Here is an 18,877-nt window from a genome sequence, read left to right on the forward strand (position 1 = left end):
TATTTGTGATTTTTTTTAAAATGCATATCTCAATCCGATTTGTATTTGATATGGATTACCAGAATAACTACTTGTTCCTGTGTTTGTGTTTACGTTATATTCAAATTCTTGTTTTTCAGCATTGAATTTTTTAATTGAATAAATATTTTGTTTTCCTAGATTTTTCGCTCGTCCCCATTCTTTATTCATTAAGTTGGCAACGTTAAAAATATCAGCAGAAATTTCTAAACTATGTTTATCTACAATTTTTATTTTTTTAGATAAACGTAAATCTACATAACCATAAAACCCATTAATACCTCCATTTCTTTCAGCTATCTTCCCGAAACTTTTACGAATATATTTCTTTGTGTTATTTTCAACATTAGGATTATCTAATATAGCTTGTATTCCAGCACGTAAATATTCTGGAGTATTCGGATTATTAATATCATAAATATAAGCTAAATCATTAGAGTTTACAAAATCTCCATTCATATTACCACTAACACCTAAAGAATATCGAGTTCCTCCGATAGCAGAAAATCGAACTCCTGCGTTTATCCCCCAAAATGTTGGAGTAGTTCCGTATATTACAACTTTATGACGAAAATGATTATCAGAATAAGTCATTTTACTTAAGTTTCTAGGATCATCTTTTACTAAAAGAGATAAAGTAGCTGAGTTAGCAACATTTCCATTGTATGAAGTGTTATCTTTTGTATCATTCCATGTATATGAAACAGATATTTGTCCTTCTTTATAATAGTTATATGTTCCATCAATAACAAAGGCATATTGATTAACTTTTCCATCACTAACCATTTCTAGTACGCGACCAATTTTATCACTTTTTCTACCTAACATCCAATCAGTAGCTCCATTTGTAGTATTAATAGAATTTGCAGGTACATATACACCACGATTATCTTCTGCAGCGATTCTAAAGAAAGGTTGATCGACCATATTTCTATCAACATACATATAGTTGTTTCTACCTAAAGACATATAAGCATGTGCTCCAACTTTGAAACGATTGCTAAAGAAATGCGTATATGAAGCATTTGCTTTGTACACAACAGGAACTTTAGCATCTTTTGAATTCATGTTTATAGTTGATATTTTAGGAATGTTTGGATTGTTGAATAATTCTGCTCCAGGTGCTGAGCTAGGGTTTTGTCTGTAACCAATAAAATCAGGTCTTGGAACTAAATCTCCTTGTACATCAATAGAAGCAACTCTAGTACCATCAAAAACCATGTTATTAATCATTGCATAGTTATTAATATCAGAACCAAAAATACCAGCTCCAAGACGTACAATATCTGTTTTATTTTCGTTTAAATCCCAAGTAAATTGGAATCGAGGTTGTACTTGAAATGTTTTTAAAACATTATCAGTTCTTAATCCAAGTTCATCATAAACTAATTGATTAAAGTTTCCTTTATTAAAATAATGAGTATAATCTAATCTTAATCCACCTATTAATTCTAATCCAGGAGCAAGTTTAGTCTGTAATTGTCCATAAACACCAGTAGCAAGAATATTTTGTTTTACTCTATTGTCTTCATTTAGATATACTTCTCTTGCGTAACGGTAAGGAGTTAAATTATCAAAGTTATCTAAACCAGTAAAGTAATAACGACCATTCATTTCACTTCCGTAAAGGGAATTCATATGTGTATACATCATATCAAACCCAAAAGTGTAATTTATTTTTTCTGTATTCCAATATAAGTTATCAGTAATTTGAAAAACATGATTATAAAAATTTTCGGGAGAATAACGTTGTCCACCAATTTGTATGTTTGTAAATACATCCTTTCCGTTAACATTAGATTGTACTCGTTCTACAATTGCACGAGGAATATTTGATTTAGGTAATTGGCTATTAGGTGTAGATTCTTCTGAAGTGTACAAATGTTGAACTTTTAATTCATTTGTTAATTTAGAAGATAGTTTAGATCGTAAACTTGCCATTAAGCTATTATCAACAGAGTTTACATCACCATAAACTTCATATAAATTTATAGAAGTATTATCACCTAATCCAAGATTATTTCTATCATTTACGTAATTATTGCGAATTGTTAATAAATTACGATCATTAATTTGCCAATCTAATCTCAAAAATAATGCATCAGTTCCTCTTTTACGATCAAATTGGCCAAACTGTGGCGAATTAGCAACACCGTATTTTCTTCTTGAAATATCAACGAAACGATCAAGAGAAGATTGACTTAAATTATATCTTGCTTCATCTTGTTCATTTCTAAGGTCAGCTATAATTAATGGTGAAGAATGTGCTTGATGATCCCATGCAAAGAAATAATGAAGTTTATCTTTGATAATTGGTCCTCCTAGTGTAAAACCATATTGATAAGTAGAAAATTTAGAATCTCTTTTATTTGCATTAATATCATAAGGACTAGATAACCAGTCAGTACGACCAAACATAAATGCACTTCCTGATAAAGTATTTGTTCCTGATTTAGTAACAGTATTTATAGTTCCTCCACCGCTTCGGCCATAAGTAACATCATAAGCGTTTGTTACAACAGCAAACTCACGAACGGATTCCATAGAAATAGAATATGGTCCACCGTTTCTATTTGTAGCCCCACCAGAAGTTGGATTTTTTGCAGTCATACCATCTATAGTAAAGTTTGTAGACGATGCTAATTGACCAGATAAATTACTTCCAGAGCTTAATGGTGATAGATCGATTAATGAAGTGAAATTTCTTCCATTAACAGGTAATCTCTCAATGTCTTTTGCTGTAACAGACGTAGAAGAGCCTATATTTTTTATTGTATTTTTTAATGAATTTGCTCTAACTTCTACACCTTCAATTTCTATTATTTCAGGGGAAGAATTTAGGTTAAAATCAATTTTTATATCATCACCAAGATTTAATTGATATCCATCTTTTATTTCTTCTCCATATTCGTTAGAGATAGCAGTAATGGTATAAGGTCCACCTAAAGGTAATTGTTTAAAATAGAACTCACCTTTTTCATTAGTAAATGTGGAAGTTGTAAAACCTGTGGATTCGTTTTTCACTTGTACAGTTACAGTATGTATTCCATTCCCATTTTCGTTGAAGACTTTTCCAGAAATAGAAGCTTGTGTTCCTTGTCCGTATACACAAATTGTGGTGGCGGTTAATGCAGCTAAAGTTGTAAATTGTTTTATCATCTAGTTAATGTTTATGTGTTTAATTTGGATGTAAAACTAATTTTTGGATATAAACTGAATGTTAAGGAAAAATAAACGTTAAGTTATCGTATTGTTAAAATAGTTAATAAATAGTTAAATCAAAATAAATCTTTCTAATAATTTATATTAGTGATTTTTCATGTTAAAATATGTTTTTTATTAAAACTTAATAAAACAGAATAAAATTATGTATATTAATAAAAAACAGAATAAAATTATGTTTTGTATTGTTTTTTAATTATTTATAGAAAAATATGAATAAATTTAGTCTTTTTTATTTGGATAATACATTTTAAATGTAGTAGATTTGTGCCAACGAAATAGTTTATAAAATTTACAATTTATCAAGAAAAGTGGAGGGAAATGGCCCGATGAAACTTTAGCAACCTGATTACACATCAAGGTGCTAAATCCATCCTTAATAGGGGAGATGAATAAAAACAAAATTCAATCAATCAATAATAATTTTATTAAAATTGGTTCATCTGTTTTTATTTAGACAGTTGGATCATTTTTTTTATCTACTTGTCTTGATATCAAAAACATTTTACAATTTAAAGATATGGCAAAGTTAAACATTGGTTTATTTGGTTTTGGAGTAGTCGGTGAAGGAATTTACAAGGTTTTAGAGGATAAACCTCAAATAAATGCTACAATAAAAAAAATAGTTATAAAAGATATAGATAAACCACGTAACGCACCAAAAGAATTATTTTCTACAAACGCAGATGATATATTAGATGATGAAGATATAAATCTTGTAGTAGAACTTATATCTGAAGCTGATGCGGCGTATTCTATTATAAAAAAATCCTTTAGTAAAGGAAAACATGTTGTTAGTGCAAATAAAAAAGTAATAGCAGATCATCATAGAGAATTATTAGAATTACAAGAAAAAAATAATGTTTCTTTTCTTTATGAAGCTGCGGTTTGCGGTTCTGTTCCTATTATTAGAAATCTAGAAGAATATTTTGATAATGATTTGTTAAATTATGTATCTGGAATTGTAAACGGAACAACTAATTATATTTTAACTAAAATGGTCAATGAGAATGAATCTTATCAAAATGCATTAAAATCAGCACAAGAAAATGGTTTTGCTGAAGCTGATCCAACTGCAGATGTAGAAGGTTTTGATGCTGCGAGTAAGATATCTATAATAACTCTACATGCTTTTGGTAAAAAAATAAATGTAGATGATGTTATAAGAAAAGGAATTACATCTTTACAGATTCAAGATTTGAAATATGCTAAAGAAAAAGGTTATACAATAAAGTTAATTGCTAAATCTCAAATAATTCCAGAAACTAACGAAATAAATTCGACGGTTTTACCAACGTTTATTCCTTTGGATAAAACAATTGCATTAGTTAACAACGAATATAATGGTGTTTTGATTGGAAGTTCTTTATCTGATGAACAATTTCTTTATGGAAAAGGAGCAGGGAGATTTCCGACAGCGTCTGCAGTATTAAGTGATATATCTGCACTTAAATATGATTATAAATATTCTATAAGAAAGTACGAGAATTCAGAAAAAGGAAAATTTAATCAATCAGGAATTGTGAAAATTTATCTTGGTTCTTCAATAAAATTAGATGATTATTTTGCTGTTTTTCAAGAAGTCGAAGAACGATATGAGAGTAAAGATTATAATCATATTATAGGTTTGATTGATATAAATAAATTAAAAGATAATAATTTTATTCATAATCCTAACCTTTCTATAATTGCTTTTGAATAAATTTCGTGAACTAATAGCAGTTAATTTATAAATTAATTGCTATTAGTTTTTTATTGATTTATCTAAGTATAAAATTAAAAGTTTTCTAAATAATGAATTCTTTAAATTATATTTGTCTAATGAATTCATTAGTTGAAGAAAACTATTTAAAAGCTCTATTTCATTTATCTAAAAATGGTAAAGGAGAAGTTAATGTTAAGGATTTAAGTAAGCATTTGGAAATAAAAATGCCTACTGTAAATAGTATGATGAAAAAATTAGCTGAAAAAGATTTGGTCATTTATGAGTCATATAAGCCCTTACGTTTATCTGAAAAAGGAATAATAAAAGCATCTTTGATTGTTAGAAAACATAGATTAACAGAAATGTTTTTAGTTGAAAAAATGGGATTTGGCTGGGAGCAGGTTCATGAAGTTGCAGAACAGATTGAACATATCCAAAGCCCTTTATTTTTTGATAAAATGGATGAGATTTTAAATTATCCTAAAGTTGATCCTCATGGTTCTCCAATTCCTGATAAAGAAGGAAATTTTGAAATTGTAAACTATAAAAAATTAGCTGAATTTAAAAAAGGTGATGAGGTAGAAATTTGTGCTGTAATTTATTCTTCAGAAGATTTTTTGAAATATTTAAATTCTAAAGATATTCAGTTAAATGATAAAATAAAGATTTTGGATTTGGAAGAGTTTGATGGAACAATGACAGTTGAATTCTCTCAAAAAGAGAATAAAATTGAAACTTTTAGTAATCATGTTACATTAAGACTTTTAGCAAAATAAAATATTTGAACATTAAAAAGCCAAGCATTTAGCTTGGCTTTTTAATATTATTCAGCTTTACCTTTTATTCTAAAGATTTTTCTAGAACTAACAGGATCATTAGAAGTGATAGTTACAGATTTATTAAAATCTCCTTTTACTCCTCCAGTAGAATATTTTATTACAATATCACTAGATTTTCCTGGTTCAATTGGTGTTTTAGCATATTCTGGTATAGTACAACCACAAGATCCAACAACACTTTTTAGAATTAGAGGTTTGTCACCTGTATTAGTAACTTTCATTTTAGAAGTTACTTCTGTATTCAATTTCAAATTACCAAATTGAATTTCTTCTTTTTCTAAAGTAAGTGTTTGTGCAAAAAGTGATGATACTCCTAATACAAAAGCACCTAAAAACATAATTTTTTTCATAATGATAATAAATTGTCATATCAAATATATGAAATATATATATTTTAAAATAATTATCTATCAAATAGATTTCTTAATTAATGTTAAAAAATCTATTTATAAAAAGTAAGTACCTAAAGATTCTAAATAATATTTCTATTATGATATGTATTCTTGATAAGAATTGTTATTTTTGCAGAACTTTATTTTTTTAAGAAATTACAAATGGAAATCGCATCAAAATATACGCCTCAAGAAGTTGAAGGAAAATGGTATGAATACTGGATGGAGAAGAAATATTTTAAATCTACTCCAGACCAAAGAAAAGCTTATACAATTGTAATTCCTCCACCAAATGTCACAGGTGTTTTGCATATGGGGCATATGTTAAATAATACGATACAAGATGTTTTAATTCGTCGTGCTCGTATGAGAGGATATAATGCTTGTTGGGTACCAGGAACAGATCATGCATCTATTGCTACTGAAGCAAAAGTTGTTGCGAAATTAAAAGAAGAAGGTGTATCTAAATTTGACATTGGTAGAGAAAAATTTTTAGATCACGCTTGGGATTGGACTCATAAGCATGGTGGAATTATTTTAGATCAATTAAAGAAATTAGGAGCTTCTTGTGATTGGGATCGTACTAAATTTACGATGGATGCTGATTTATCAGAATCAGTACAACGAGTATTTATTGATCTTTATAACAAAGGCTTAATTTATCGTGGTTACCGTATGGTAAACTGGGATCCAGAGGCTAAAACTAATATTTCTGATGAAGAAGTTATTCATAAAGAAAAAAATGGAAAACTTTATCATTTAAAATACCAAGTTGTAGGTTCTGATAAATATATAGTTGTAGCAACAACTCGTCCAGAAACTATTTTTGGAGATTCTGCTGTATGTATTAATCCTAATGACGAACGTTATGAATGGTTAAAAGGACAAAAAGTAATTGTTCCTTTAGTTGGTAGAGAAGTTAATATCATCGAAGATGAATATGTTGATTTAGAATTCGGAACTGGTTGTTTAAAAGTTACTCCAGCTCATGATACGAATGATTATGAATTAGGTAAAAAACATAATTTAGAGTTCATAGATATTTTTACTGATGATGCTAAATTGAATGATCATGGATTACAATATGTAGGAATGGATCGTTTCAAAGTTCGTAAAGAAATCGAGAAAGAATTACAAGAAAAAGATTTACTTGAAAAAGTAGAAGATTATACGAATAAAGTAGGAACTTCTGAAAGAACAGGAGCTGTTATCGAACCAAAAATTTCGAATCAATGGTTTTTGAAAATGACAGATCTAGCAAAACCTGCTTTAGATAATGTAATGAACGATACAATTAAATTTCATCCAGCGAAATTTAAAAATACATATCGTAATTGGATGGAAAATGTAACGGATTGGAACATATCTCGTCAATTATGGTGGGGACACCAAATACCTGCATTTTTCTATGGGGATGGAAACGAAGATTTTGTTGTCGCATTAACAAAAGAAGAAGCTCTTCCTTTAGCACAAGAAAAAACAGGAAATCAAACCTTAACAATTGATGATTTACGTCAAGATGAAGATGCTTTAGATACTTGGTTTTCTTCATGGTTATGGCCAATCTCTGTTTTTAATGGAATTAATGAGCCAGAAAATGAAGAAATTAATTATTATTATCCTACACAAGATTTAGTTACTGGTCCAGATATTATCTTTTTCTGGGTAGCTCGTATGATTGTTGCTGGATACGAATATAGAGATCAATTACCTTTCGAAAATGTATATTTCACAGGAATTGTACGTGATAAACAAGGACGTAAAATGTCTAAATCATTAGGAAATTCACCAGATCCAATTGAATTGATGAATGAATATGGTGCAGATGCAACTCGTATGGGAATGTTATTAACTGCTCCTGCTGGAAATGATTTACCATTTGATGTTGATTTATGTTTACAAGGACGTAATTTTGCTAATAAAATATGGAATGCTTTCCGATTAATTAAAGGTTGGGAAGTAAAAGAAGATTTACAACAATCTTCAGCTCAAGCTAAAGCTGTTGAATGGTTTGAAAATAAATTCCAACAAACCTTAGCTGATATCGAACATAATTATGATCAATATCGTTTATCAGATTCATTAATGGCAATTTATAAATTAATTTGGGATGATTTCTGTTCATGGTATTTAGAAGCTATAAAACCAACATTTGGAGAACCAATTGATGCAAAAACTTATCATGCAACAATAGGTTATTTAGAAAATGTATTAAAAGTTTTACATCCATTTATGCCTTTCTTAACAGAAGAAATCTGGCAATTAATAGCTGATAGAAACGAAGACGAAGCTTTAATTATTTCTGAATATCCAAAATTAACTTCATTTGATGAGGTAATTATTAAAAACTTTGAAAATACCAAAGAAGCAACAACAGCTATTCGTGGTTTACGTTCAGAAAAAGGTATGTCACCAAAAGAAGCTTTAGAAGTTTTTGCTGATGTAAATGCTGCTTCAGAAATTTTTGTTGATGTATTTTCTAAGTTAGGAAATGTTTCTAATTTCAATACAGGAGATAAGCCAGAGAAAGGTTTTGCTTTCCGTGTAGGAACATTAGAATTTATGATTCCGATGTCTGATAATATTGATATAGAAGCGGAACGTGAAAAATTAGAAAAAGATTTGGCTTATAACCAAGGGTTTTTAAATTCGGTTCGTAAAAAATTATCAAATGAAAAGTTTGTTGCTGGAGCTCCAGAACAAGTTATAGCAAGCGAACGTAAGAAAGAAGCTGATGCATTAGAGAAAATTTCTCAAATAGAAGAACAATTAGCAGCTTTATAAAACAACAACAAATTACATTTAACATAATTAAAAAAGTCACTTTCATTTGAAAGTGACTTTTTTAATTAAAATTCCCTGATTTTATGAGTATTCTAATTCAAATTTGAATAAATATCGAATTAGAATCCATAAATTTGATAAATTTAAAAAATAACAAGAATTAATGCAGTATTTGGAACTCCTTTGTATTGGAATTTTTACAGCTTTTATAGGATCATCTATTCCAGGATTATTAAACATGACTGTTGTAAAAATAGGTAAACAAGAAGGAACTAAAAGTGCCTATACATTCATGGCTGGTACTGCAATTACTATAGCTATACAAGTTTATGTTTCATTATTTTTAGCTAAGTTTATTAATTTTAATGATAATGTAACAAAATTATTTAGAGAAGGAGGATTACTTATCTTTGTATTAATTACAATTTATTTCTTATTCTTAGCTCCAAAGGTTGATGAGAAGAAAAAACGAAAAAAGTTGAATAATGATTATGTTGATCAAAAAAATAAGCTTGTCTATGGATTTCTGCTATCAGCTATAAATCTATTTCCTATACCTTTTTATGTGTTTTTTAGTGCAACATTAGTTTCATATAATGTTACAGTCTTTGGACAGCCTAATAGTTCTATTTTTACTTTTGGAGTTGTTTTAGGTTCAATGCTTATTTTTAGATTGTATTTAGCTTATTTTAAAAATAAATCAGAGGAAGATTCATTTGTACTAAAGAATATTAATTTTGTAATAGGAGGTATAACAAGTGTAGTTTCACTTTTTACGATTTATCAATTATTTTTTTCTTGATTTTTAAGGATTTAAATCTCCACTAGAATAACCTTTAAACTGTTTAAAATCTTTATCTTCAATAAATTAATAAAAAAAGAATTATCTTCAATAATGTGAAAGTTAATACTGTCTTTAATATTACCATATGTTTTAATTTCATCATATAAAGAATAAATATTTAATTTATTTTTTTCTTCTCTAAAATATATAACATAAAAATGATCTCTAGAATCTCCTATTGGGATAAAATAGTTTTTTGGTAAATTTTTACAATCACAATTATCAAGACTTAAAAAATACTTCTCATTACATTGAAATTCATATATTCTGTGATTATTAATATCTCTATATTTTTTGAAATCTTTCGAACATGATATCATTAATAGTAAAAAAAATAATATAAACGAATATTTCATTTAATTTAAATTCTTTTTTGGATGAGCATATTTTGTTAAATACTCAATCACTTCATTACATTCTTTTCCTTCAATAATATATTTTAGAATATCATCAATCAATCGGTCAATGATTTGAGGATTAAATTCGAATTTCTTTGCTAAATCAATACAAATTCTTTTTTCGTTTTGATGTATCTTGAAATCTGAAACCATTAATAAAACAGAATCATATAACATACTTAATCGAGTTATAAATGATTCTGGAAGAATAAAAGGTATATCTGTTTTTTCATTCAAAATATAGCTAACTTCTATAGCAGTAAGATTTTGCTGTTTCGCAATATCAGAAATAATTTTTATTTCATTTTCATGTAACTTTCCATCACTTTTTCCAAGAATGAAAAGGTTTTTTATATGGTATAATTTGTCTATTGTTGTCAATTTTTAAAATTTAGTTTTATTAAAAATAAACATATTTTATTAAAAAACAACTAATATTTATAGTTAACAAGCTATCTAAATTAGAGTGCTGATTTAATTATAATATTCAGAAAAAATTATTCAGTTATGTAATTAATAAAAAAAATAGATAAAATTATCATAGAGTAGATGTAAGGATTTTAATTAATATTTGGTTTATCCGTCTATCAATGTTATTTTTGTAAATCAAATTAGACAAAATTGTTATCTAAAAAAACGAAATACGGATTAAAAGCAATGGCGCATTTAGCCAGACAAGAAAGTAATAAACCTGTATTAATTGGTCAAATATCCGATACAGAAGTTATCCCTAAAAAATTCTTGGAGGCTATTTTGTTAGATTTAAAAAAATTAGGCTTTGTAAATTCTAAACAAGGTAAAGGAGGTGGATATTATCTAGCTCGCGAACCCAAGGATATAAGTTTAGCTTCTTTAATTAGAGTTCTAGAAGGACCGATTGCACTATTACCTTGTGTTAGTAAAAATTATTATGAAAAATGTGATGATTGTCCAAACGAAGGGGTTTGTACACTAAACAAAGTGATGGTAGAATTAAGAGATTCTACTTTAGAAATTTTAGAAAATAAATCATTAGAAAGTTTAAAATAATAAAAAGTCTGAATTTTTCAGACTTTTATTATTTTAGAGATATACTAATTATTCAATTGAAATTAATTGATGAAAAATATTTCTTTACAAACACGTTTTAATAATCACTTAAAAAATAAATCTTTTTCAGATACTAATTACTTATTAGCTATAAGTGGAGGAGTAGATAGCATGGTATTACTTGATTTATTCAGGAATACTAATGCTAAATTTCATGTTGCACATTGTAATTTTCAATTAAGAGATGAAGATGCCTTTGGAGATGAAATTTTTGTAAAAGAATATTGTTCTCATTATGATATTCCATTTCATTCAATTCGTTTTGATGTTGAAGCTTATCAAAAAACTGGAAATTATTCTGTAGAAATGGCTTGTAGAAACCTACGATACAATTGGTTTGATGAATTAATTGATCAAAATAAGTTAGATTATTTGGTTACTGCGCATCATTTAGATGATAATGTAGAAACATTTTTGATTAATCTTTCTCGTGGTACGGGTTTAAAAGGTCTTACTGTAATGCAATTAGACAATGGAAAAATTTTTCGACCATTATTAGAATTTACAAAAGATGATTTATTGAATTATGCAAAAGAGAACAATATATCATGGAGAGAAGATTATACAAATAAAACTGATGATTATACAAGGAATAAGATAAGACATCATATTCTTCCAGTGCTCAAGGATATTCATCCTCAGTTTAATGATAATTTTCTTAAAACATTATCTTATTTAAATGAGAATAAGATGATTATTCAAGATAGAATAAATGAAATAGAGGATAGATTATTTTTGGAAAAAAATCCAATTAAAATTCAAATAGAAGCTCTAAAAGTACTTCATCCGTTAGAAACATATTTATTTTATTTATTTGAAAAATATGGGTTTAATTCTATTCCTGAATTGATGAAATTTTTAGATTCTAAAACAGGAAGTGAAATAAAATCAACTACTTATAGATTAATTAAAAATAGAGATTATATATTACTGCAATCAATCGAACCAGCTGATAAAGATGAAATAGTGATTTTAGATGATTTTATTAAAATCAATTCAGTAAATTTGATGTTCGAGAAATCGATAAGTCAAAGTAATGAAGCTACAGAAGTTATAGATTATACAACTGTTTCTTTCCCTTTAAAACTTAGAAAAGTGAAAGAGGGAGACTATTTTTATCCTATTGGTATGAAAGGTCAAAAGAAATTGGTGAGTAAATTTATGAAAGATTTAAAGTTATCAAAGCTTGAAAAAGAGCAAGTTTTCTTACTTTGTGATCAGAAAGATCAAATAATTTGGGTAGTAAATTATCGTTTGGATGATCGATTTAAAATAACAAAAACAAGTAAAAACTTTTTAAACATTACAGTATGTTAAAGAAACTTTGGATACTTTTTTTGTTTCCAATTTTAATTAATGCACAACTTTTTAGTCCTGCAAAATGGTCAAGTTCTGTGAAAGAAATTGGGCAAAATGAGTTTGAGATAGAAGTAACAGGAAAATTAGATAAAGGTTGGCACCTTTATTCATCGAAACATCCTGATGGAGGAATAGGAATTCCAGCTTCTGCAACATTTAAGCCTTCTGCTAATTCTAAATTAGTGGGTGGAGTAAAAGAGGTTGGTAAAAGAATAGATCAATACAGTAAGGTTTTCGAACAAGATGAAAAATACTACGAAAATCAAGTAAAATTTGTTCAAAAAATAAAAGTTACAGGAAGTAAGCCTGAAAATATATCTTATACGATAGAATTTCAGATGTGTGATGACCAACGTTGTTTACCACCTGATGAAACAAGTGGAACAGTTAAATTGATGCCTTCATCTACTTCTGCTGAAGCTGAAAAAAAAGTTGAGGATAAGAATGTAAAAGAAGAAGTTAAAGCAATAGAGCAACCTCATCATATAGATTCTATAGAATCTACAACAGTAGCAACAGATTCTAATGTTGTTGATAGTTCTTTAGTTTCATCATCAGTTTCAGAAAATAAAAATATTGGAAAAAATATAGATGATTCTTTATTAGCAGATAATGAAAAGAAAAATAATGGTTTATTAAAAATCTTTTCTTTAGGATTTTTAGGAGGATTAGCAGCATTATTAATGCCTTGTATTTTTCCAATGATTCCACTTACTGTAAGTATGTTCACGAAACAAAGTAAGTCGAAAGGAGAAGGAGTAGGCAAAGCATTTATATATGGATTATCTATTATTGTTATCTATGTTGGTTTAGGATTAATTGCAACAAAATTATTCGGATCATCATTCTTAAATGAAATATCTACAAATCCTTGGGTGAATTTAGCATTTTTTGCAGTTTTTATTGTATTTGCAATTTCATTCTTTGGGGCATTTGAATTAACATTACCAAGTAAATGGGTTAATGCAGCAGATAAAGGAGCAGATAAAGGAGGTTTGATAGGTATATTTTTTACAGCATTTACATTAGCTTTAGTATCATTTTCTTGTACAGGACCAATTATTGGTTCACTATTAGTGCAAGCAACACAAGAATCAAATTACTATTCTTTAATGATAGGTATGTTTGGTTTCTCGTTAGCTTTAGCAATTCCTTTTACATTGTTTGCAATGTTTCCTAGTTGGTTGAATTCTATGCCAAAATCTGGAGGTTGGTTAAATACAATAAAAGTCTCATTAGGATTTTTAGAATTAGCTTTTGCATTAAAATTCTTATCAAATGCAGATCTTGTATGGCAAATGAATTGGTTACCAAGAGAAATTTTCTTAGCATTCTGGATTGCAATATTCTTTTTATTAGGGTTATATTTATTAGGTAAATTTAGATTGGAATTAGATGCTCCAACACAAACATTAAGTGTTCCAAGATTGTTTTTTGCATTGGCATCATTTACATTTATGATTTATTTAATTCCAGGAATGTGGGGAGCTCCATTAAAATTATTAAGTGGATTAACACCTCCAATGACTTATTCTGAATCTCCTAGAGGTTTTCATGAAGGAGTAGGAGGTCAAATTGCAAAATTTGATGATCCTAATATGGAAGCTGGTCCAAATGGAATACCTTCATTTAAAGATTTTGATTTAGGTGCAGCTTATGCAGAAAAAGTAAATAAACCAATTTTACTAGATTTTACAGGTCATGCTTGTGCGAATTGTAGAAAAGTAGAAGAACGAGTTTGGAGTGATGAAAGAGTAAAAAAAGCTTTATCAGAAGATGTTGTTTTGATTTCTTTATATGTTGATGAGGCAAAAGAATTGCCTGAAGCTGAAAAAGTATATTCTAAAGTATTAGACCGAAACTTGAAAACAATTGGTAATAAATGGACATCTTTTGAAATCGAACATTTTAATGCAAATGCTCAACCATATTACATTCTTGTAGATAAAGATTTGAATCGTTTTTCTAAACCTTTAGAAGCAGAATTGGATGTAGACGTTTATTTGAAATGGTTGAAAGATGGAATTAAAAAATATCATTCAAAAAAATAAAAGGATTATTCAACTTAAATAAAAAAACAAAAGCGTATTAACTTAGTTAATACGCTTTTTCAATAAAAAAATAAAAATTTATTCCTGAAATAATAAATAATTTTCGTCGTCTATTTTTTGATAACCAACATCATAAACATAGAATACAGTTCCATGTTTTGATTCATTCACATTAGTAATATACTTGAAATCAAAATTATTTAAATTTAAATAATTTTTACTAACAGAGCGGTTACCAACTTCCAAAATATTTTTCAATATTCTGTTATTCTTTCTTAATTTGTTGTTGATATTACGGACAATTTCTACTTTGTCTCGGTTTAGATTATTATTGTAGGTATTTCTACATAAATCATTGCAAAATTTCTTGTCTTTTCTTCCAAACAATGGTTGATGACATTGTAGACATTTATTCATAGAGTAAGAGTTTATTTTAGGTTGTTGGAATACAAATGTATAAAAAAAAATCTATGTAAAAAAAACATTACCATTTAATGAGTAGTTAAAAAATCACAATTTTTAATTGTTAAAAATTAACCGTAATAAATTGATTATTATTTATTTAAATGTCATTGTTTATTGATGATTACATGAAAAACTAAAAAAAATCATTAGCTTTTTGTTTTGATCTTCATTATTTAAATTTATACTTATTTAAAGTAAGCTTATATTTTTAGTCCTCTTTTCATCTGTCTATATATAATAAATATTAATTATATTTAGTAGTAATTAAAATTTTAATAATTTCATTATTTTTAGATGATGTATAAATTAAAAAAATATAAAGAAATATTTATTTCTATAGTTGTATTTATTTTTCAACTTGTAGGTTATCCAATCTTATTTTCTAATACTAATTTAAATGATTTCATTGTTAATGAAATCGTATTTCCTTTAGGTAATTTTTTATCAAAATTTACGAATTCTATAAATTTCCCATTTGGAGAGCTTTTTTATCTATTGATTTTATTTTTCTTTATTCGATTATTATACCTTTTATTAAAATATTGTTTTAAGAGTAATACAATAAAAAGAAGCCAAATAATTTTAAGTATTTTGGTTTTTATAAATACTTTTTATTTTATCTATATGTTTTCTTGGGGCATAATGTATAAAAAAGAAACATTAACTTTTGATCGTGAAACAATTCATATTGATAGTAAAGAGTTAAAAAAAATATATTGTTCTGAATTAGAAAAGGCTATCTATTCCAGAAATCAAATTAATTATGGTGGTGAGGGAGTTTTGAAATTTCAGTCTTCAATTCAAGATTTCAATAAAGATTTTTATCAATTACAATATAAATTAAAGGATTTAAATTGGTTAAAGAATTATCGATTTTTAGAAAACTCTCATTATAAATTTTCAAACATATCATTATTACAGAATTATTTAGGTATTTTAGGATATTACAATCCTTTTACTATAGAATCTAATCTAAATAAATATAATACTTCGATTAAACAACCTTCTACTTTATTCCATGAATATGCTCATCAAATGGGATTTGCTTCAGAAAGTGAAGCTAATTTTATAGCATATTATTTAGGAAGTTATTCTAAAAATTATGAAGTAAATTATGCTGTTTTTTACAAAAGTATTTATTCTTTATTAGCAGCTATATATAAGTCAGATCCTTATTTTGTTAAAAATGAAATAAAAAATATGAATTATAATATAAAAAGAGACAGAGATGCTGAAATAAAATTTTACTATAAATATGAGGGAGGAACGAGTGATGTTTTTTCTGAGTTAAACAATCAATTTCTTAAAGCGAATAATCAAGAAGGTACAGTTAGCTATGGTAAATATGTAGAATTGATTTATAAGTTATATCATAAAAAAAGCTACCTTAAATAAAAGGTAGCTTTTTTTAGTTAATGAGTTATATCTAATTGAAAAACAGTTTCTAAATCTTCATTAGAATCTAATGTTACATCAAGATCTTTTACAAGACCAGATGCAATTCCATAAACCCAACCATGTACATGTAATTCTTGACCTTTCGCCCAAGCATTTTGTACAATAGATGTTTTTGCTAAGTTTAATACTTGTTCGATAGCATTTACTTCAACAAAACGATCAAATCTTTTTTGTTCGTCAGTTATTGCATCTAATTCTTCTTTGTTAAAACGGTATGAATCTTTAATATGGCGAATCCAATTGTCAATCAAACCAACAGAAGAATTTCCCATGGCTGTTTTTACACCACCACAACCATAATGCCCACAAACTATTATATCTTTTACTTTTAAAACATTTACAGCATAATCTAATACAGATAACATATTCATGTCAGAGTGAAGGACCATGTTTGCTATATTTCTGTGAACAAAAACTTCTCCAGGTTGTGCTCCTATGATTTCATTTGCAGGAACACGACTATCAGCACAACCAATCCATAAAAGAGGAGGTTGTTGACCATCTGCAAGTTTATTAAAAAAATCAGGATCTAAGTTTAATTTTGATTCAACCCAAGCTTTATTTTTATCTAGTATATTTTTATAAAAATCGTTTTTCATTATATTTAGTTTTAAAAATGGTTTAGTTTTAATGAGCTCCAGCAACAATTACGTAGCCAAAGAATTCTCTAAATGAAGGAGGGTTATCAACAATTCCTCTTTCAGAAATTAATTTAATATTTATGTTATTATTTTTTGCTTTGATTTTAAATTCATCTAAATACTCAACAATATCATAATCCAAGATTTTAGTTTTACGAACATCTAATTCTAAATTAGAACCAGGTTTTAGGCTGTCTAAAGCTTTAACTATAGCACCTCTGTTTACAAAAGTCACTTCTTCAGCAAAATTCATATGAAAAATATTACCTTCTTTTATCAGCATTGCATGTGAGTTATTATATGATTTTATAAGTGTAACAACAATACCAACAGTAAGCCCAATTATTATACCTTTTAATAAATCTGTAGCAAGAATAGCAAAAACTGTTACAGCAAAGGGAATTAATTGGTCTTTTCCTAATCTTTTCATGTCCAAGAATTGTTTTGGATTACCTAATTTGAAGCCAATTACTAATAATATAGATGCTAGAACGGCATTAGGAATCATATTTAAGAAAACAGGAATAGAAATCACACTTAATAAAAGTAAAACACCATGTGTAATAGTTGATAATTTTGATACACCACCGCTCATTGCATTAGCAGATGAACGAACGATAACTTGTGTTATTGGTAAACCTCCTATAAAACCTGCAAGAGAATTTCCTATTCCCTGAGCTATTAATTCACGATTTGTAGGTGTTTGTCTTTTTAAAGGATCAATTTTATCTGCAGCTTCAACAGAAAGTAAACTTTCTAATGAAGCAACAATAGCAATTGTTAGTGCAACTTGCCATACGTGAGGATTAGTAATTCCAGCTGAGAAATTTGGAGTTGTGAATTGTTTCAAAAAGCTTTCAATATCATCAGGAATTGGAACTCTTACAAGTAAATCGTCATCAATAGCAAAAAGATTATCGTTTGATCCTCCAATTGTGACTTGATAAATAATCCCTACTAAAACAGCTATAAGAGAACCTGGAAGTAATTTAAAAAAACTTGCTTTTTTAGCTAAAAAGTTATCCCAAATAATCAAAATAAACAATGAAATACATGTAACTATAATTGCTCCAGAAGTAATATATTCAGCTTTAAAATCAGAAAAGTTAAAACTTCCTTTGTATCCAAATGCTAATGGTATTTGTTTTAAAAAGATAGATATCCCAATTGCACAAAGCATTCCTTTTATAACTGATGATGGAAAGTAATATCCTATTACTCCTGCTTTTAGAATACCTAATATAATTTGCATGATACCAGCTATAACAACCGCTACAAGGAAAATATCATAAGCACCTAAATCTGTTATAGCTGTTAATACAATAACAACTAACCCAGCAGCTGGTCCAGAAACACCTATTTGAGATTTTGAAATGAGCCCAACGACTATTCCTCCTATAATTCCAGCAATAATTCCAGCAAATGCAGGAGCTCCACTTGCTAAAGCAACTCCTAAACATAAAGGAAGTGCTACAAAAAAGACAACGATACTTGCCGGTATGTCTTTTTTCCAATTTTGAAAAAGATTCATGTTTTTAAATTGATTTAATATTATGATACAGTCAACAAATCTTGTTCCTTTTGGATAAGATTTATTAAAAATTTGATGTAT

At 27.6% G+C, this 18,877-nt stretch carries 14 protein-coding genes and 1 riboswitch; of the genes, 8 read left to right on the forward strand and 6 right to left on the reverse strand.

The window, feature by feature from the left end; translation table 11 throughout:
- Window positions 1-15: 15 nt before the first annotated feature.
- Window positions 16-3,177: a carboxypeptidase regulatory-like domain-containing protein gene (locus RT575_RS00345; RefSeq protein ID WP_313577927.1), complete on the reverse strand. Its 3,162-nt coding sequence runs from the start codon at window positions 3,175-3,177 to the stop codon at window positions 16-18.
- A 359-nt stretch (window positions 3,178-3,536) separates the two neighbouring features.
- A riboswitch (SAM riboswitch) is annotated at window positions 3,537-3,635 on the forward strand.
- 125 nt (window positions 3,636-3,760) lie between these two features.
- Here RT575_RS00345 and RT575_RS00350 point away from each other — a divergent pair.
- A complete protein-coding gene (locus RT575_RS00350) occupies window positions 3,761-4,942 on the forward strand; it encodes a homoserine dehydrogenase (protein WP_313386791.1) in 1,182 nt (393 codons plus the stop codon).
- Between the two features lie 119 nt (window positions 4,943-5,061).
- Window positions 5,062-5,721, forward strand: coding sequence for a metal-dependent transcriptional regulator (locus RT575_RS00355; RefSeq protein WP_313386792.1), 660 nt, complete (start codon window positions 5,062-5,064; stop codon window positions 5,719-5,721).
- A gap of 47 nt (window positions 5,722-5,768) precedes the next feature.
- Here the strand turns inward: RT575_RS00355 and RT575_RS00360 are convergent, their stop codons facing one another.
- A complete protein-coding gene (locus RT575_RS00360; RefSeq protein ID WP_313386793.1) occupies window positions 5,769-6,134 on the reverse strand; it encodes a DUF1573 domain-containing protein in 366 nt (121 codons plus the stop codon).
- Between the two features lie 204 nt (window positions 6,135-6,338).
- On the opposite strand from RT575_RS00360, the gene RT575_RS00365 reads away from it, so the two are divergent.
- Together RT575_RS00365 and RT575_RS00370 are read left to right on the forward strand one after the other, a co-directional pair.
- Entirely contained in the window at window positions 6,339-8,960 is a 2,622-nt protein-coding gene (locus RT575_RS00365; RefSeq protein WP_313577930.1) for a valine--tRNA ligase, read from the forward strand.
- A gap of 163 nt (window positions 8,961-9,123) precedes the next feature.
- Window positions 9,124-9,762 (forward strand): LysE family transporter, encoded by a 639-nt coding sequence (locus RT575_RS00370; RefSeq protein WP_313577931.1) that lies wholly within the window; start codon window positions 9,124-9,126, stop codon window positions 9,760-9,762.
- A gap of 398 nt (window positions 9,763-10,160) precedes the next feature.
- Here the strand turns inward: RT575_RS00370 and RT575_RS00375 are convergent, their stop codons facing one another.
- On the reverse strand, window positions 10,161-10,583 hold the full coding sequence (locus RT575_RS00375) for a hypothetical protein (RefSeq protein WP_313386797.1): 423 nt from the start codon (window positions 10,581-10,583) through the stop codon (window positions 10,161-10,163).
- Window positions 10,584-10,823: 240 nt separating this feature from the next.
- Between RT575_RS00375 and RT575_RS00380 the strand changes: the two genes are divergently transcribed.
- From RT575_RS00380 to RT575_RS00390, 3 genes are all read left to right on the forward strand, one after another.
- On the forward strand, window positions 10,824-11,231 hold the full coding sequence (locus tag RT575_RS00380) for an Rrf2 family transcriptional regulator (protein ID WP_313386798.1): 408 nt from the start codon (window positions 10,824-10,826) through the stop codon (window positions 11,229-11,231).
- A 69-nt stretch (window positions 11,232-11,300) separates the two neighbouring features.
- The gene (tilS, locus tag RT575_RS00385; protein WP_313577932.1) at window positions 11,301-12,608 is read left to right on the forward strand and encodes a tRNA lysidine(34) synthetase TilS; all 1,308 of its coding nucleotides are present in this window, start codon (window positions 11,301-11,303) and stop codon (window positions 12,606-12,608) included.
- Complete coding sequence (locus RT575_RS00390) at window positions 12,602-14,701, forward strand: cytochrome c biogenesis protein CcdA (protein WP_313577933.1); 2,100 nt, start codon at window positions 12,602-12,604, stop codon at window positions 14,699-14,701. The genes tilS and RT575_RS00390 overlap by 7 nt, the downstream gene beginning before the upstream one ends.
- 78 nt (window positions 14,702-14,779) lie before the next feature.
- On the opposite strand, the gene RT575_RS00395 is transcribed toward RT575_RS00390, so the two are convergent.
- Entirely contained in the window at window positions 14,780-15,118 is a 339-nt protein-coding gene (locus tag RT575_RS00395; protein ID WP_313386801.1) for a hypothetical protein, read from the reverse strand.
- 345 nt (window positions 15,119-15,463) lie between these two features.
- On the opposite strand from RT575_RS00395, the gene RT575_RS00400 reads away from it, so the two are divergent.
- Window positions 15,464-16,561 carry a DUF3810 family protein gene (locus RT575_RS00400; protein ID WP_313578656.1) on the forward strand — a complete coding sequence of 366 codons (1,098 nt, stop codon included), beginning with the start codon at window positions 15,464-15,466 and terminating at the stop codon, window positions 16,559-16,561.
- Between the two features lie 17 nt (window positions 16,562-16,578).
- Here RT575_RS00400 and can read toward each other — a convergent pair whose 3' ends face one another.
- Both can and RT575_RS00410 read right to left on the reverse strand, forming a co-directional pair.
- Window positions 16,579-17,223, reverse strand: coding sequence for a carbonate dehydratase (can, locus tag RT575_RS00405; RefSeq protein ID WP_313386803.1), 645 nt, complete (start codon window positions 17,221-17,223; stop codon window positions 16,579-16,581).
- Between the two features lie 28 nt (window positions 17,224-17,251).
- Window positions 17,252-18,796, reverse strand: a complete 1,545-nt coding sequence (locus RT575_RS00410; protein WP_313577936.1) for a solute carrier family 23 protein — start codon at window positions 18,794-18,796, stop codon at window positions 17,252-17,254.
- Between the last annotated feature and the right edge of the window lie 81 nt (window positions 18,797-18,877).

It is taken from the genome of Chishuiella sp. (assembly GCF_032109125.1).
Lineage (GTDB): Bacteria > Bacteroidota > Bacteroidia > Flavobacteriales > Weeksellaceae > Empedobacter.

What these genes read in the sequence shown, in the direction of transcription:
- RT575_RS00345 (WP_313577927.1), bottom strand. Translation starts at nt 3,177, where the DNA reads ATGATAAAACAATTTACAACTTTAGCTGCATTAACCGCCACCACAATT.
- RT575_RS00370 (WP_313577931.1), top strand. Translation starts at nt 9,124, where the DNA reads ATGCAGTATTTGGAACTCCTTTGTATTGGAATTTTTACAGCTTTTATA.
- RT575_RS00355 (WP_313386792.1), top strand. Translation starts at nt 5,062, where the DNA reads ATGAATTCATTAGTTGAAGAAAACTATTTAAAAGCTCTATTTCATTTA.
- tilS (WP_313577932.1), top strand. Translation starts at nt 11,301, where the DNA reads ATGAAAAATATTTCTTTACAAACACGTTTTAATAATCACTTAAAAAAT.
- RT575_RS00365 (WP_313577930.1), top strand. Translation starts at nt 6,339, where the DNA reads ATGGAAATCGCATCAAAATATACGCCTCAAGAAGTTGAAGGAAAATGG.
- RT575_RS00360 (WP_313386793.1), bottom strand. Translation starts at nt 6,134, where the DNA reads ATGAAAAAAATTATGTTTTTAGGTGCTTTTGTATTAGGAGTATCATCA.
- RT575_RS00410 (WP_313577936.1), bottom strand. Translation starts at nt 18,796, where the DNA reads ATGAATCTTTTTCAAAATTGGAAAAAAGACATACCGGCAAGTATCGTT.
- RT575_RS00390 (WP_313577933.1), top strand. Translation starts at nt 12,602, where the DNA reads ATGTTAAAGAAACTTTGGATACTTTTTTTGTTTCCAATTTTAATTAAT.
- RT575_RS00350 (WP_313386791.1), top strand. Translation starts at nt 3,761, where the DNA reads ATGGCAAAGTTAAACATTGGTTTATTTGGTTTTGGAGTAGTCGGTGAA.
- RT575_RS00400 (WP_313578656.1), top strand. Translation starts at nt 15,464, where the DNA reads ATGTATAAATTAAAAAAATATAAAGAAATATTTATTTCTATAGTTGTA.
- can (WP_313386803.1), bottom strand. Translation starts at nt 17,223, where the DNA reads ATGAAAAACGATTTTTATAAAAATATACTAGATAAAAATAAAGCTTGG.
- RT575_RS00395 (WP_313386801.1), bottom strand. Translation starts at nt 15,118, where the DNA reads ATGAATAAATGTCTACAATGTCATCAACCATTGTTTGGAAGAAAAGAC.